The sequence below is a fragment of the Halobacillus dabanensis genome, from assembly GCF_900114165.1.
Classification (GTDB): Bacteria; Bacillota; Bacilli; order Bacillales; family Halobacillaceae; genus Halobacillus; species Halobacillus dabanensis.
Window position 1 is genome coordinate 306,798 of the sequence record NZ_FOSB01000002.1, and the last position, 16,977, is coordinate 323,774.

Below are 16,977 nucleotides of genomic sequence, written 5' to 3' on the forward strand. Positions count from 1 at the left end.
GTCCTTGTGAACCCTAATTTGAAGGGTGTGAGCCAAATGACGCTTTGTTTGTCTACTATACTCTTAGTGTGAGCGTTTTCACTCTTTTTTGCAATAGATTGAAAAAAATTTTCATGTTTTTTGTGTTTTCGTGCCTGACTTCTGGTGCGTTAGTGAACGAAAGGATACGTGACACGGAGGGGTTACTCTTTTAATGTCAGGCATATTAAAATCGCTTGATATCGTTTCATTGCCCAATAAAAAAGAAAACAGCCACCCTGGCTCAGGATGACTGTTTCACCTATTTTTTCTGTTCATAAGTCGGTTCCTTAAGACCTGAAAGGGGAAGCGCTACAATCATGCATCTCCAATAAATTTCACACAAACAGGTTCCGGTACGAAGACGTCAGATTGAATCAAGGATAGCTTTCCTGTAGATTTGTCTCTCTCAAACAATGTCATCGTGTTTGATTTTTGGTTCGTAGCAATAAGGAAATCTTCGGAAGGATCCAGAACAAAGTCACGCGGCCAATTTCCTTCGGTTGACGTCCAATCGATGAATGTTAATTGCCCTGTATCCTGGTCTACTTTATATACTGCAATGGTGTTATGCCCACGATTTCCGGCGTATACATATTGACCATCAGAAGAAATATGGATTGCACTTCCGTCGTTCGTTTCATTAAAATCCTGGGGAATGGTTGAAATCACCTGTTCATCTGAAAAACTTCCATCTTTCTCATCATAATGAAGGACAAGGATTTCTGAACTTAGTTCTGTCATCACATAGGCGAACTTTTTATTCGGGTGGAAGGTGATGTGTCTTGGACCACTACCTGGTTTTGTGTTGAAGACTTGGGCCTGATTTAATTTACCGTTATCAGAAAGATAGGTGATTACCCTGTCAGTTCCGAGATCGATGGCAACCACGTACTTTTCATCTGGTGTGAAACCGGCAAAATGCATGTGCGGTTTCTCCTGTCTTTCATGTGGACCGGTGCCCTCGTGTTCCACAACGGAAGCGGCGGGATCAAGGGAGCCATCTTTGTTTGTTAAATAGGATGCAATTTTCGTTGTATGATAATTAGCTGTCAACACCGTGCTTTTTTCGGAATCGACGCTCACGTGGCATGGAGGTGACCCGACAGCGGTTTGACTATTTAATTTCGTCAATTCCCCGCTCTCCTCACCAATCGTAAAGGCTGTAACACCGCCGTCTTCTCCCTCTTTCGTGACCGCATATAAATTCTTATGGTCGTCACTCACCGTGACATACGTCGGGTTTGCCAGCTCTGCCGCTAGTTTCACATCTCTTAATTCTTTGTTGTCCGTATCGAGCGTAAACTGATAGACGCCTTTACTTTCCTGTTTGGTATAAGTTCCAACATATCCAGTATACTTTGTCATCTTAAAACTCCTTTACGATTAGTATGGAAATCTCGTTAGTCAAACTCTTCCTACCCATTATCACATAAAGGTATTTACTCCTAAATCGATAACTCTAATATTCATACGTTATCCGTAATCTGGAGGTCTGTAAAGTTTACTGATTTCTTTTAAAATAACATAACATACCATCCTTTAAAAAATGAAAATAACATAGACGATATTATATCAAAAAATAAGAAGTTTATTTGTTGGATTGCTTTCCAAGTCAATCAAAAAACAGGAACTCTTATTGCTGGTTTATGGTCGAATGGGAAGCAGGTTGTTACCTCCATCGATTTAACAAAGTGATACAATAGAAGAAACTATGAAGAGGAGGATGGAAATGAAGGTCACGGAAGAAAAACTACCAAACGGGTGGACCCAATACACTCTTATTAACGATAAGGAAATGTCAGTAAAAGTTTTAAATTATGGAGGGATCATCAAAGAAATCAATGTTCCTGATAACAAAGGGAATATCGAGAATGTCGTACTTGGTTACCAGAAAGACGAAGATTACCTGGAAGACCCTAACTTTTTCGGTGCCCTGATAGGAAGAGTAGCCGGCCGGATTGCAGGCTCCACCTTTACCATCAATGGAAAAAAGTACAACTTGGAAGCAAATGATGGCGAGAATCATATCCATGGAGGTTCTGGAGGGTTTCACAAACGGCTTTGGGAAACAAGCACATTCCAGGATCCTGAGCATGTCGGCCTTGTTCTTACTCTGCAAGTTCCTCATTTGAGTGATGGTTATCCTGGCGATGTTAACGTGAAAGTCACTTATCAACTCGACAATGATAACCAATTAAAGGTAGATTACGAAGCAGTGAGTACCCAGGATACCGTCCTAACCTTAACTAACCATACATATTTCAACTTAAGTGGGTACGCAAAAAGAACTATCCACGATCATGAAGTGAAAATGCCCAGCAAACACTTTCTCGAACTGGATGAAGACCTGATTCCTAGTGGACACGTCCGCCATGTAGAAGGTACGCCTTTTGACTTTCGCCGTCCTACCCCTTTACGTACCGGGATAGAATCGGATTATGATCAGAACAAAATTGCAAAATCCGGCTATGACCATTACTTCCTTTTTTCTAAAGGAGATAAGAATATCATTGAGGTTAGAGATCACGACAGTGGAAGAATAATGATAGTGGAAACGGATCAGTCTGGTGTGGTGATGTATACAGGAAATAACCTGACAGATGACCACCAGTTAGCTGAAAAACAATCGGAAAAGTATTTAGGCGTTTGTTTTGAAACACAAGGATCACCAGCCTCCCTCCATCATCAAGATTTCCCTTCTATAGAATTAACAGCTAATACGATCTATTCGCAGCAAACCGTCTTCACTTTCCAAAATGAAAATCATTAACAACTGCTCAAATACAATGGAAAAAGCCAAATGCTTAGAATTATTTACTTTTCTTTTTAGTCCATAAAGAAAAGTGCGGGGATACAGGGACACCATAAAAAGAGCGTCTTATCCAAAATGGTAAGACGCTCTCTTTATTGATCACCTATAGGATTGCAGACGTTCATTCAACTCTTTCGTCTAGGCATATACATCCTGATAAATGTGGAACAACTTTTTATAGGACTCCACTTTTTCCTTGTCTGGTGAGAAAGTCTTTTCGATTGTCAGAAATTCATCTGCACAACCTTCCAAAGTATCAAACCACCCGCAGCCGTACGCCGCAAGCATCGCTGCTCCTACACCTGGACCCTGTTCGCTCGACAATTTGACGACTTCGGCATTAAAGATATCCGCCTGCATTTGCAGCCAATATTCATTCTTCGCTCCGCCACCTGTCGATACTATGGTATCAATCGTTTTTCCATTCTCTCGAAAAATCTCAAGCGATTCATTCAATGAAAAAGTAATCCCTTCCATTACTGCATGGACGAATTCTCTTCTCGTATGAGAGTGGGTCATTCCTATGAAACTCCCACGTATGTTGGCATCGGCATGCGGTGTCCGTTCTCCTGAAATATAAGGAGTGAACAATAATCCTCTGGATCCTGGAGAAACTTCTTCGACTCCCTTTGCAAAGGCTTCAAATGTTTCTTGCGGTGCATAGACATCTTTAAACCAACGGAGACTGTCTCCAGCCGCAAGCGTAACACCCATCGTGTAGTAAGCATCAGGGGCGCCATGGTTGAAGTAATGGACTTTTCCTCCAAAATCCTTATCCCGACTTGACTCATAGGAGAGGATGACGCCTGAAGTCCCGATACTGCACAGTGTCTTTCCATCACTCAGTATACCTGAACCAATCGCCCCGCAAGCATTATCCGCACCACCTGCAAAGACTTTTGTATGTGCACGAAGTCCAGTTTGTTCCGCCACTCCTGCCTCTACAACGCCTGTTTGATCACTCGAGCTCACTAAAGGAGGGCAGATCTCTATGTTTATACCAACAGCATCACAGATTTCCTTACTCCAATCATTTGCCGATAGATCGAGCAAAAGTGTACCGGCTGCATCCGAATAATCCATGGCGATTTCACCAGTGAGACGATATCGCAAGTAATCCTTCGGCAAGACAAAGGTAGAAGCTTTTCCATAAAGTTCTGGTTCGTTTTCTTTCACCCACAAAATTTTTGGAAGAGTGAATCCTTCCAATGCAGGATTTTTCGTGATTGCAAGCAGGCGATCCTCTCCTACTTGGTGAAGAATATCCCGGCACTGTTTGGTTGTACGTGTATCATTCCAAAGAATTGCATTCCTTAATGGTTTCTTCTCATTATCCAACAGGACAAGCCCATGCATCTGCCCAGAAAAACTCATGCCTTCAATATCAGACGCAGGACACGGGGCCTGCTGGACTAGTTCTTTCAATCCAGCAAGTGTTTCTTCCACCCATACTTCAGGGTCCTGCTCGCTATAGCCGTTTTTTTCTTGGATAAGAGGATAAGACTTCGACACCTCTAGAGCTATATCACCATTTTGGTCGACAAGTAACAGCTTTACTGCACTTGTCCCCAAATCAACACCGATCACATATTTCATAGATTACTTCTCCTCTGCATACATCGTCAGCAAGTATTGATTGATTTTCGCTTTAATCTTTTCTAAACCTCCTGATTGATTTTCAATACCATCAAGTCTTAAAGCATGTTCCTCCAACTTATGGAAGTCCGTAGAGCCATCAACGATATCTTTTCCAATACCTTCGCGGAAGCTTGAGTATCTCTCATTTACAAGGCCATCAAGTACATCATCATCAATCAATTTCTGAGCAACTTTCAATCCGACAGCAAAACTATCCATCCCAGCAATGTGTGCGTGGAATAAATCTTCTGGCGCAAAGGATCCGCGACGTACCTTCGCATCGAAATTCAATCCTCCGGAGCCTAAGCCGCCATTTTTAATGATTTCATACATTGCTAGAGTAGTAGAGTAAAGATCAGAAGGGAATTCATCTGTATCCCAGCCCAATAATGGGTGACCCTGGTTGGCATCCACCGAACCTAGCATATCATTGACCCGTGCATAACGAAGTTCATGTTCGAATGTATGACCAGCTAATGTCGCATGGTTTGCTTCAATATTGAATTTAAAATGGTCGGCAAGATCATACCTTTGTAAGAATGCATAACCTGATGCAACATCAAAATCATATTGATGCGTCGTTGGTTCCTTCGGCTTCGGTTCAATGAGGAACTGCGCATCGAATCCGATTTCCTTCGCGTAATCTACCCCCATCCGGAAGAAACGTCCGAGATTGTCAAGCTCCAGCTTCATATCGGTGTTCAAAAGGGTTTCATAACCCTCACGACCGCCCCAGAACACATAATTTTCTGAGCCTAATTCTTTCCCGACTTCCAAACCTTTCTTCACTTTTGCAGCCGCATAGGCAAAGACGTCAGCATTATTCGATGATGCCGCTCCATGGACAAACCGGGGATGAGTGAAATTATTCACCGTATTCCAAAGCAATTTCGTTTTGCTATCTTTCATATAATCCTTAATCATCGCAACAATGGTATCAAGGTTCTGGTTCGACTCTCTTAAATTGCTTCCTTCTGGTGCAATGTCTACATCATGGAAACAGAAATAAGGAACATTCAGTTTTTCAAAGAATTCAAATGCTGCTTCCACTCTAGCTTTTGCTAAGTCCATGTCATCATATTTATCCCAGGAACGGATAGCGGTACCAGTACCAAATGGATCAGACAGGTCTTCTGTGAATGTATGCCAGTATGCCACCCCAAAACGGAGATATTCTTCCATCGAACGTCCGCCTACTACTTCTTCCGGATTATAGAATTTGAACGCATATGGATTATTGGATTGAGGGCCCTCATATTTGATTTTGTCAATATTATTAAAATAAGTCATTACGATAACCTCCTGAAAGATGCGTTAAGATTTTTAAAAATAAGTGGTGCTAAAAATAAAAGAAACCGCTTTCTTAAACAGGTGACCTCCCTCTTATAAAGAATAGAATTTTCATTATTTTATAAATGTTTAATCAAAGACTATCAAACAAATCTTAGTTTGTCCAATGGATAAACAAATAAAATTGTGTTATAATTTAAAAAAATAGAAAGCGATGGGGTTAAATGACCAAAAAATACACTTGGAATCAGTATACGATTAAGAATGTCAACAAATCTTTAGTGTTAGAAACCATTCTGAACCAATCACCGATCTCCCGGGCAGATATCGCGAATGAAACCCAATTGAATAAGGGGACCGTTTCCTCCCAGGTTACGGAGTTATTAGGTGAAGGGCTGATCTATGAAAAAGGGCCCGGTGAATCAAAGGGAGGAAGAAGACCTGTCATGCTCCTCTTCAATGAAAAAGCAGGTTATTCTATCGGTGTCGATATCGGAGTGAATTACATTTTAGGAATTCGTACAGACCTCGTCGGCAACATATGTGAAGAAGTGACGACTTACTTCAATGACCTCTCTTTCGAATATATTAGGGTGAAGCTTTTCCAGGTGATCGACCAACTCATTCAGTCAGCACCCCAGAGCGAATATGGGATTGTTGGAATCGGGATCGGAGTGCCGGGTGCTGTAAACAAAGAAGGAAAAATCCTGCTTGCTCCGAACCTTGGCTGGGAAAACATAGACATCAAGGGGATGATTCATCAGCGATATGAATGTCCTGTCATTGTTGAAAACGAAGCGAATGCAGGAGTTTATGGGGAAAAAACTTTTGGTTCCGGTCGCTGGGAAAAAGATATCATCTACGTAAGTGTCGGGGTCGGCATTGGGGTTGGATTGATTTTGAATGGCGAACTTTACAGAGGGACCGATGGTTTTTCAGGAGAACTCGGCCATATGACCGTAGAAGGACGTGGCCACAGATGTAGATGTGGAAATCAGGGGTGCTGGGAGTTATATGCTTCCGAGCAGGCGCTTACTTCTAGTTCTCAAATAAGTTGGAAGGATTACGTGGATCCTTTAACAAACATGATTGAAAAGGCAGAAAAAGGCGATGAAGATGCGATAGATACTTTCCATTCCATTGGTACATATTTAGGAATAGGTCTGACGAATATCATTAATTCATTCAACCCAGAGCGCGTCATTATCGGTAACCGAATTACTGCAGCACAGCGATGGATCGAACAACCTATGATGGGAAAAACAAAACACAATGCGCTTTGGTTTCAACAAGACTCTTTAAAAATCCACTTCTCAGAATTCAATTCCCACTCATCTGCTTTAGGTATGGCTGCCTTCACATTTGAGAATTTTTTAAAAGTAAATATTCACGAATATACGAGCTTGGTTTAAAAAATTTTAGAGGTGATGATTATGACAACGATCCAAAATCCAATTTTAACCGGATTCCATCCCGATCCGAGCATTTGTCGGGATGGGGAAGACTACTACATTGCCGTATCTACTTTCGAATGGTTCCCTGGGGTTGGAATCTATCATTCTAAGGATCTGAAAAACTGGCGGTTAATTTCCCGGCCCTTGAACCGGATAGAACAATTAGATATGCGCGGAAACCCCGATTCAGGTGGGATATGGGCCCCTGCTCTTTCTTATAGTGATGGAAAGTTTTGGCTCATCTATACAGACGTAAAAGTTGTCGATGGACAATGGAAAGATTCCCACAACTACCTCGTCACTTGTGACACCATTGATGGCGAATGGTCCAATCCTGTCCATTTAAATAGTTCCGGATTTGATCCCTCGCTTTTTCATGACGATGATGGCAAAAAGTATTTAGTGAATATGATGTGGGATCACCGTGTTGGTCACCACAACTTTTATGGAATCGTCCTTCAGGAGTATAGTCATGAGGAGAAAAAGCTCATTGGTAAACCGGAAATCATCTTCAAAGGGACGGACGTAAAACTTACAGAAGCTCCCCACCTTTATAAAATGAACGGCTATTACTATTTATTGACAGCCGAAGGGGGAACGAAATTCGACCACCAGGCTACATTGGCACGTTCTACTAGTCTCAAAGGTCCTTATGAAATTCATCCAGATAATCCGCTTATTACGACATGGCCATACCCACGAAACCCCCTTCAAAAAGCAGGTCACGCATCGATGGTTAAAACCCATACAGATGAATGGTTCCTTGTCCACCTTACAGGGAGACCGCTTCCAAAAGTAACGGATGCCCTTTTAGACCCAAGAGGCTATTGCCCCCTTGGGCGGGAAACGGCTATCCAAAGATTAGAATGGGAAAATGACTGGCCGTATGTAGTGGGAGGAAATCAACCCTCTCTTGAAATTGAAGGACCAGAAATTCCTGAAGTCCAATGGGATAAAGATTTTGTGGAAAAAGACGATTTTGATAGCAATAATCTGAATCATCATTTTCAATCTTTACGAATTCCGCTGGATGAGAACATCGCTTCTCTAAGGGAACGTCCAGGACATCTGCGTCTTTATGGTAAGGAATCTTTAACTTCCACTTTCACCCAGGCCTATGTTGCAAGAAGATGGCAGCATTTTAACTTCAGGGCAGTAACGAAAGTAGATTTCAGACCAGAGACCTTCCAACAAGCAGCCGGACTAGTCAATTATTACAATACAAAAAATTGGACAGCGCTCCAAATTACATGGGATGAAGAAAGAAGGACAAGAGTATTAGATTTAACCATTTGTGATAATTTTTCTTTCAGTCAAACCTTAGATCAAGGAGTAATCATTCCTGATGAGGTGGATGATGTTTACCTCAGAGTAGATGTGAAAACGAACATTTACACATATGCCTATTCTTTTGACGGGGAAAGCTGGCACGAACTACCTGTCTCCCTGCCATCTTACAAACTGTCTGATGATTACGTGGAAGGCGGCGGATTCTTTACAGGCGCTTTTGTAGGAATGCAATGCCAGGACACATCAGGTCAAAGTCAACCAGCAGATTTCGACTACTTTATATACCAAGAAAATTAAATCTAAAGTGAGCCCTGGTCGTTACTCTTGACCAGGGCTTTTTCAATCGATTATATGATACAATGATGCATACAAATATAGACAGATAGTCTGGAGGATGTATGCATGTCTTGGTCTCAACAATCCATCAAATCGCAAAATAAAAAAAGAATATTAGAGACGATCATGACCGATGCACCGGTATCACGTTCTGCGATCGCCAAAAAACTAGGGGTTACTAAAGGAACCGTTTCTTCTTTAGCCGCCGAACTAATCGAAGAGGAAATTATTATTGAACAAGGTCCTGGTTCCTCCAGTGGGGGAAGAAGACCTCTGATGTTACTCTTCAATGAAAAGGCTGGTTATTCCATCGGCATTAATCTTGGTGTTAATTATATCCTTGGCATATTAACTAACTTAAACGGTGAAATCATTGCTGAACAACGTCAAAGCATTTCCAAAGAAAATTTCAATCAATGGCTCCCGGTCATCATAGAAACCATACAACATTTAATCGACCAGACTCCTTCCTCTCCCTACGGTGTAGTAGGAATCGGAGTGGGAGTTCCGGGCATCGTCGATAACAATGGTCTCGTCCTTCTCGCTCCGAATCTGGAATGGGAGGACATCGACTTGAAACAAGAATTGGAACAAGTCTTCCACCTTCCAGTCATCATTGATAATGAAGCGAATGCGGGAGCTTACGAAGAAAAATTTCATCATTCCCCCCCTGCTCAAGCGAACAATATTGTGTATGTAAGTGCCGGTATCGGTATTGGAGTTGGGCTGATCATTGATGGAAAACTGTATAATGGAGAGAAAGGTTTTTCTGGAGAACTGGGCCATATGATGATAGACATCAACGGGCGTGAATGCTTGTGTGGAAGTCAAGGTTGTTGGGAAATGTATGCGTCAGAAAAAGCTTTGATCAGCGAGGCAGCAAAACTTCCCTCTTACACAGCAGATAGCCATTTGGAGTCTTTGATCGAAGAAGCAGACACCAATGAGCAAGTAACCGCCTTGTTTGCTGACATCGGGTATTATTTAGGGATCGGCATCAGTAATATCCTTAATACCTTCAACCCTGAAAAGGTTGTTATCGGTAACCGTCTCGCTATGGCGGAAGACCTTCTTCAACCATCTTTGAAAGAAGCAGTGGAACGCCATAGTTTACGTTTTCATAAAGAAGATGTCGCTATCAGTTTCTCAAAGGCCCCGCAATACTCGACTGCCCTTGGGTCCTGCCATTACATGATCGAAAAATTCTTAGAAAATTCTTTTTAGGCAAACACTATATAATGTACGGAAAGTCAAACCTTCTCCCCATTTTTCAGCCACGTTTTTCCGATGAAATGGTTAAAGAAGGAGTTCGTTAAATAACTTCCCAGAATAAAAAGCCGTTCAGCCAAGGTTTCCCTGCTGAACGGCTTTTGATCTCAAGGCTATTTAGTTTCAGCCATTGTTTTGTATTCCTCTCCGTTTCCTCTACTTCTACGCAAACGCATTTCTAATTGCTCCAACGATTTCCCTTTCGTTTCGGGAACGAATTTCCATACAAATAAACCGGATAGAATACTCATCACACCATAAAAGGTATAGGTTAAACCTCCGCTGAACTCCATCATCATCGGGTAAGTCGATGAAATGAAATAGTTTGCAGCCCACTGAGCAGCTACTGCAATCGCAACTGCTTGTCCGCGGATTTTATTTGGGAAGATTTCAGAAATCAGAACCCACACGATCGGCCCCCAGGACATCATAAAGGATGCAGTATAAATGATAATGAATATAAGTGTAGCAATTCCGATTGCATTCGCATAAGCGAGACCAGCGACACCAAACATTCCGATCGTCATGCCAAGCGAGCCTATAATCAATAGCGGCTTTCGTCCGAATTTATCAACAGTCAAAATTGCAATGATGGTAAATATCACATTCACAAGCCCCATGATAATTGTCTGGAACATGGAAGCGTCCCGGGCTGCTCCCATACTCTCAAAGATTCTCGGAGCGTAATACAACGCTACATTGATGCCGACGAACTGCTGGAACACAGAAAGCAAAATTCCAACAACAACGATAGAAACACCAAAAGAGAATAGTTTCCCTTGTTTCGTATCAAAAGAATTATTGATTTCATACAATGTCGCTTTCGCCATCGTCTTATCATAAATTTTGTTCAAAATTGCAAAAGCTTCCTCACTTTTATTCTGTGAAGCTAAATAGCGAGGTGTCTCCGGCACTGTAAATAATAAAAGAAGGAACAAAAGCGCTGGGATCGCTTCGGATGCGAACATCATACGCCACCCGATCTCATTTACCCACTCTGTCGTCTGTCCTCTGGCGATTCCCCAGTTAACGAAATAAACAACAAGCATACCGAAGATGATAGCAAATTGATTCAATGATACTAAACGTCCGCGGATATGGGATGGAGCAATCTCACCGATGTACATGGGAGAAACCGCTGATGCTAAACCAACACCAATCCCACCGATAATTCTATAAAAATTAAATAGTAATAAAAGGCCATGACTCGGTTCCCCTGCCGTGAAAAATAAAGCCTCCGGATAGGCGGACCCAAGAGCAGATAATAAGAAAAGAGCGGCAGCTAATATCAATGTACGTTTACGTCCGAAACGAGTAGCAAAATAACCGGACATCAAGCCCCCAATGATACATCCGATCAATGCACTGGAAACCGTCAAACCATGGACGAGAGAACTTAAGTTCAAATTGTCAGCAAAATAATTCTGTAAGGACCCTTCTGCCCCAGATATAACCGCTGTATCATACCCAAACAATAAACCACCTAGTGTCGCAACCAATGTAATTAAAACGATATACAAGTTCTTATTTTTATTCATTTTCTAACAGAGTAGAAGACAAGCCTACTCCTTCCTCCTTTCAATTTCGAAATCGCTTTCATTTTTCATTGTATCAATAGATACTTAGTTTGTATAGTGAACAAACTAAGTAATTTAGAATTTTTTGATTTTATTTTAAATGTATCGTACACCGAGTTCCTTCTATTAATAGGATGGAACTCTGACAAAGCTCCAATTTCTACTCTAAACAGGCGCCTCCGTTGTGTTTTTATAGTTTTAGAACAACACTTAAGTCCACTTACAGGGTGGAGGACAGGCACTAAAAAAAGCAAAGCCAGCATAGAGACTGACTTTGCTTCAAGCTTCTATTCTTTCTTAACCTTTCAGGAATACGGTTTTCATCGTTGTAAAGAATTCTTTCGCCGCTTCTCCTTGTTCGCGTGAATAAGAGCTGGAAGCCTTCATACCACCGAATGGAGCTTGCAGTTCGACGCCAGCTGTCTCTGAATTGATTCGTACGAGACCAGCTTCAATGTCATCAATAAAGGAGAGAATATGGTCGATATTTTTCGAGAAGATCGATGCGCTCAATCCGAAATCGACATCGTTCGCTAGTTCGATTGCTTCTTCAATGGTTTCCACCTTCATCAATGCCAGGACTGGACCGAAAATTTCCTCTTGTGCGATGGTCATAGAGGATGTGACTTTATCAAAGACCGTAGGCTCCATATAGTATCCACCGGATTCATTTGACACCGGTCGTCCACCATAGACTAATTCCGCCCCTTCTTCCTGGCCGATTTCAATATATTTTTGAACCGTTTCATACTGCCCTTTAGTCGCGCAAGGTCCCATCCAGGATTGCTCTTCGAGACCGTCACCTACATTAATTTCACTGACTTTCTCTAGTAGTTTCTGTTTGAACTGATCATAGATCCCTTCCTGGACAATGACCCGACTGCTGCATGTACATTTTTGACCAGTAGATTTAAGACCACCACTGATTGCTGCATCGACAGCCAGATCCAGGTCGCAATCATCAGCCACGATCAATGGGTTTTTTCCACCCATTTCCAGTTGGTATTTACCACCGCGTGCGGCAACTGTTTGACCAATATGATTACCCGTAGCATTGGACCCTGTGAAAGTAACGGCTGTCACATCCTTATGCTCTGCGAGGCCTTGGCCGATGACGGAACCTTTCCCTGTCACAAAGTTGACGACGCCTTCTGGCATGCCTGCCTTGTCAAAACATTCAATGACTTTAGCTGCGGTTACAGCTGCTTCTGTTGCAGGCTTCAAAATCACTGCATTTCCATAGATTAAAGCGGGAGCCATCTTCCACAAAGGAATGGCAACAGGGAAGTTCCATGGTGTAATGACGCCTACGACGCCAAGTGGCACTCGCTTGCTGAACATGAGCGCAGAACTATCAGTAGACGGGATGACATCCCCTTCTTTTCTCATCCCTTCGCCCGCGTAATATCTCAAGATAGCGACGCCACGAGCTGTTTCTCCTTTTGCTTCGGGCAGTGTTTTACCCATTTCCCGTGTCATCGTCTCAGCAATATCTTCTATGTTTCTTTCTAATATGTCTGCTACTTTGAATAATAGATTCCCTCTTTCGGCTCCGGAAAGTTTCTTCCACTTTTTCTGACCTTCTTTTGCAGCATCTACCGCTTTTTCCAAATCTTGTTTTGTAGACGCTTGCACATGACCTAAAACCTCAGAAGGATTTGCTGGACTTGTACTTTTCAATTGTTCACTGGATTCAGACACGCTCCACGTTCCATTAATATAGTTCAAATAATTTTGGGTTTCTGTTGTAACACTCATTACTATACCTCCTAAATAAATTTAAGATAATGTCGCTTGTTTCGTTACTTCTAACTTTTCAACAGGATTACTCAACGTACCTATTTCAGGGATGGTGATCTCAATCAAATCTCCTTCTTGCAACGTGAATTCATTAGGTGGAATGATACACGTACCAGTAAAGAGGACGGTTCCATCGAAAATGACGTTGTCGCGCATTAAGTATTCCACCAGCTCATCATATCTGCGTTTCAATTGGGAAGTACTGGCACTGTCTTCAAAAACTTTTTTTCCATTTCTAGTAATCTTACAAGTAATCATCAGGTCATAAGCATCCTCTACGGTTTCCGCTAAACGGATGGCTGGTCCAAATGAACAGGAATGCTTCCAAATTTTCGCTTGTGGCAGATACAGCGGATTTTCTCCTTCGATATCGCGGCTGCTCATGTCATTACCTACCGTGTAACCGACTATATCCCCCTGCTTATTTAATACCAGTCCTAATTCAGGCTCTGGTATTTGCCAATTGGAATCATTGCGCAAATAAACAGGCTTTTCAGGGCCAATCGTCCGCTTACTTGTAGACTTCAGGAAAATCTCTGGGCGATCTGCATCATACACCTTGTCATAATACGAATCCTCCACTTCCTCTTTCCCATCATAGGCCTCATAATTTCTCGCATTTTTACTCTTTAAATATGTAACTCCTGATGCCCATACCTCATCTGCCTCCAAGGGAAGAAGTAAGCTCAAATCGGCCACATCGACTGGAAGCGCCTCCAATTGACCGATAGCTTCTTCCACGATAGCAAGACAAGAAACCTCCTGTTCTTCAGATTTCTGGATCACCTCCAGAAAGTCCTTGTATGGAAGTGGATAAACAACGGTTTCATTTTTTACTGCTGCCAGCTGCGGGGTACCATCATCTTTTCTGAATTTAATCACTTTCATAAGATCGCCTCCGTTTTATAATATAAAACACCGTTTTGATATATGGGTTAAAATATAATCTACCTTATGCGTGGGATAAAGTAGATGTATAACCCAGCTTCCTGGAAATCGTCTCGCCCGTCTGCTTCAATTTAGAAATGACAGGATGAATTCGATCACCCGAGAAACGCGTGGATGGAGCAGATATGCTGACGGCAGCAGTTACACGACCGGAATGATCGTAAATGGGAATCGCAAGACATGTGACTCCAGGTTCATTTTCCTCTGCGTCTATGGCATACCCTTTGGTCAATACTCTTTGAAGTTCTTCTTGAAAGTCTTGAGCATTTGTAATAGTCTTTTCCGTTTGTTTCTTGTAATCATAATCTTTCAGTGTCTCATTTCTTTCTTCTTGCGATTGATAAGCAACTAATACTTTACCAACAGCACTGGAGTGAATCGGTACTCGTCTGCCCACGCGGGAATAGCCTATGATTGCTGTAGGGCTATCGACTTTATCAATATAAACACCTGCCTGTCCATCTAATATGACTAAATGGACAGCAAGGCTTGTTTCCATCGATAGTTCTACTAACGATTGCTTGGCTATGGATCGCACATCTATACTATTCATTAAGAAATTGGAACGCTCCACGAGTTTCATGCCTAAGCTGTACTTCCCAGAGTCCGGATCCTGTCTTACGTAGTCATGCTCTTTTAATGTTTTGAGCAGGGAGTGGACCGTGCTTTTGTTCAAACTAAGTTTCGAGCTGATTTCTGATACTTTAAGTTCAGGATTCAACTCATTGAACAAATCCAGTATCTTAAAAGCTCTGTCGACAGATTGTATGATGGGCATCTTCGTTCTCCTTCAATGAAGTGAAAATGTGTAACCACTTCAATACATACAATATATAACTTGCAAATTGTAGAGTCAAGTCCCACAATTCTGACAAATGGGATTTTACTTATTTACATTTCTTCCGCTCCCCCCATTTTTACGACCTTTGATTTGTCATATATTTTATCCTCATAGACAAAATAATCAAAGTCTGCAGGCTTCTTTTCTCCACTAAGGTCTTGTGCACACAGCCCGACAAAAGTACCAGTAAATCGGATCAACTCAGCATCATCATCTGATAAGTGACTAGCGTCTATATTCTGGATGACGGGTTCCCAATTCTCCCCATTCAAAGAATAGAAAAAGCTGAGCCATTCTTCCTCCAACCGTGCTTTCAGGCCATAGAAGGGTTGGTCCGGCAGAGATATTTCCCTTGATAGACATTCATCATATTCTCCATGTTTCGACTGGATGACGCCTAACACTTTTCCATCTTCTTCGTTATGAGTAATTCTTAAATAAACATAATCTCTTGTATCGTAGTAAAAGATCAGACCGGCCATTTGTTGAAAATGCTCGGGCTGGAAATCCATCCTTGTTTCCACTTCAATATCTAAGCTCTCCACCCTTCTTGCGACCATGCTCTGTCTGTGAAGGGAGCTCATCGATTCTTGCCCCTTTAAGCGGAGATGATTTGGACGTTCCTTCAGGGAGACCCAATCTTCAGAGAAAGGGATACGTAACGAATTCCAGTTACCATCAAGCTTTGGTCCGGAAAAATCATCATAGATCGGGTTTGCTTTCTCCACAGGCACAGGGTGTAAATCTGGACCAGTAACGGACAACTGTGGTCGTGGTCCGCCTTCCACCCTCAACCAATCATCTTCGGTCCAGTAACATTTCTGCAGTGCTGTTTCCCGGCCAAGCATACATTTCTGATTTTTCACCGGCCGTGCACAAAGGTGGGACAAATACCACTCCCCAGTTTGTGTTTCTACTAAACTCGCATGACCAGCTTTCTGCAATACATCGTCTTGACTCGAAGTAAGAATAGGGTTCTCTGGATCTACTTCATAAGGGCCGGCCAGATTCTTTGATCGTGCAACCGTTACCGCATGGTTATACCCTGTTCCCCCTTCTGCTGTGATCAAATAATACCATCCGTTTCTTTTATAGATGTGAGGCGCCTCTGTCAGCCCCAGCTCTGTCCCCTTAAAAATATTTTTCACGGGACCGACCAGCTTTTTTTCCTCCACGGAGTATTCCTGTAAAGCAATTCCCGCAAAAGAATTCGTGCCTTTCCGGTGGTCCCAAATCATATTCAAGAGCCACTTCGACCCATCATCTTCATGATAAAGGGAAGGATCGAACCCACTACTGTTTAAATAAACGGGCTCTGACCATGGCCCATTTATATCTTCTGCTGTCACAAGATAATTATGGGTGTCTTTGAAAGCTCCCGCTCTGCTTTTCACATCCGTATAGATTAAATAAAACACCCCATCCGCATAGCTTAAGCACGGTGCCCATACCCCGCCAGAATCTATGTTCCCGACCATGTTCAGCTGAGAAGTTCGCGTCAATGGATACGTATGAAGCTTCCAATTAACCATATCCTTCGAATGGTAGATTTGCACTCCAGGAAACCATTCAAACGTAGAGACTGCGATATAGTAATCTTCCCCTACTCTTAATATAGATGGGTCCGGGTGATAGCCCGGCAAGACTGGGTTCGAAATAGTACCCATAAGATCTCTCCTTTAATAATGAATGTTTGACTTC

At 42.3% G+C, this 16,977-nt stretch carries 12 protein-coding genes; 4 read left to right on the top strand and 8 right to left on the bottom strand.

The annotated features are described in order from the left end of the window. Window positions 1-336: 336 nt before the first annotated feature. On the bottom strand, window positions 337-1,386 hold the full coding sequence (locus BMZ58_RS04710) for a lactonase family protein (protein ID WP_075035406.1): 1,050 nt from the start codon (window positions 1,384-1,386) through the stop codon (window positions 337-339). A 364-nt stretch (window positions 1,387-1,750) separates the two neighbouring features. Here BMZ58_RS04710 and BMZ58_RS04715 point away from each other — a divergent pair, with 364 nt between their 5' ends. Further along, a complete protein-coding gene (locus tag BMZ58_RS04715; RefSeq protein ID WP_075035407.1) occupies window positions 1,751-2,791 on the top strand; it encodes an aldose epimerase family protein in 1,041 nt (346 codons plus the stop codon). 180 nt (window positions 2,792-2,971) lie between these two features. On the opposite strand, the gene xylB is transcribed toward BMZ58_RS04715, so the two are convergent. Further along, on the bottom strand, window positions 2,972-4,429 hold the full coding sequence (xylB, locus tag BMZ58_RS04720; protein WP_075035408.1) for a xylulokinase: 1,458 nt from the start codon (window positions 4,427-4,429) through the stop codon (window positions 2,972-2,974). Between the two features lie 3 nt (window positions 4,430-4,432). Further along, a complete protein-coding gene (xylA, locus tag BMZ58_RS04725; protein WP_075035409.1) occupies window positions 4,433-5,761 on the bottom strand; it encodes a xylose isomerase in 1,329 nt (442 codons plus the stop codon). A gap of 224 nt (window positions 5,762-5,985) precedes the next feature. On the opposite strand from xylA, the gene BMZ58_RS04730 reads away from it, so the two are divergent. From BMZ58_RS04730 to BMZ58_RS04740, 3 genes are all read left to right on the top strand, one after another. After that, window positions 5,986-7,173 (top strand): ROK family transcriptional regulator, encoded by a 1,188-nt coding sequence (locus BMZ58_RS04730; protein WP_075035410.1) that lies wholly within the window; start codon window positions 5,986-5,988, stop codon window positions 7,171-7,173. A 21-nt stretch (window positions 7,174-7,194) separates the two neighbouring features. Further along, window positions 7,195-8,802, top strand: coding sequence for a glycoside hydrolase family 43 protein (locus BMZ58_RS04735; RefSeq protein ID WP_075035411.1), 1,608 nt, complete (start codon window positions 7,195-7,197; stop codon window positions 8,800-8,802). Window positions 8,803-8,907: 105 nt separating this feature from the next. Beyond that, window positions 8,908-10,065 carry an ROK family transcriptional regulator gene (locus tag BMZ58_RS04740; protein ID WP_075035412.1) on the top strand — a complete coding sequence of 386 codons (1,158 nt, stop codon included), beginning with the start codon at window positions 8,908-8,910 and terminating at the stop codon, window positions 10,063-10,065. Window positions 10,066-10,223: 158 nt separating this feature from the next. Here the strand turns inward: BMZ58_RS04740 and xylE are convergent, their stop codons facing one another. The 5 genes from xylE to BMZ58_RS04765 all read right to left on the bottom strand — a co-directional run bounded on the left by xylE (window position 10,224) and on the right by BMZ58_RS04765 (window position 16,943). Continuing rightward, a complete protein-coding gene (gene xylE / locus BMZ58_RS04745) occupies window positions 10,224-11,648 on the bottom strand; it encodes a D-xylose transporter XylE (RefSeq protein WP_075035413.1) in 1,425 nt (474 codons plus the stop codon). Between the two features lie 336 nt (window positions 11,649-11,984). Continuing rightward, window positions 11,985-13,445: an alpha-ketoglutaric semialdehyde dehydrogenase GucD gene (gene gucD / locus BMZ58_RS04750; protein ID WP_075035414.1), complete on the bottom strand. Its 1,461-nt coding sequence runs from the start codon at window positions 13,443-13,445 to the stop codon at window positions 11,985-11,987. Window positions 13,446-13,466: 21 nt separating this feature from the next. Then, window positions 13,467-14,375 (bottom strand): fumarylacetoacetate hydrolase family protein, encoded by a 909-nt coding sequence (locus BMZ58_RS04755; protein WP_075035415.1) that lies wholly within the window; start codon window positions 14,373-14,375, stop codon window positions 13,467-13,469. 64 nt (window positions 14,376-14,439) lie between these two features. Next, window positions 14,440-15,213: an IclR family transcriptional regulator gene (locus BMZ58_RS04760; RefSeq protein ID WP_075035416.1), complete on the bottom strand. Its 774-nt coding sequence runs from the start codon at window positions 15,211-15,213 to the stop codon at window positions 14,440-14,442. Between the two features lie 113 nt (window positions 15,214-15,326). Next, window positions 15,327-16,943 carry a glycoside hydrolase family 43 protein gene (locus BMZ58_RS04765; protein ID WP_075035417.1) on the bottom strand — a complete coding sequence of 539 codons (1,617 nt, stop codon included), beginning with the start codon at window positions 16,941-16,943 and terminating at the stop codon, window positions 15,327-15,329. Between the last annotated feature and the right edge of the window lie 34 nt (window positions 16,944-16,977).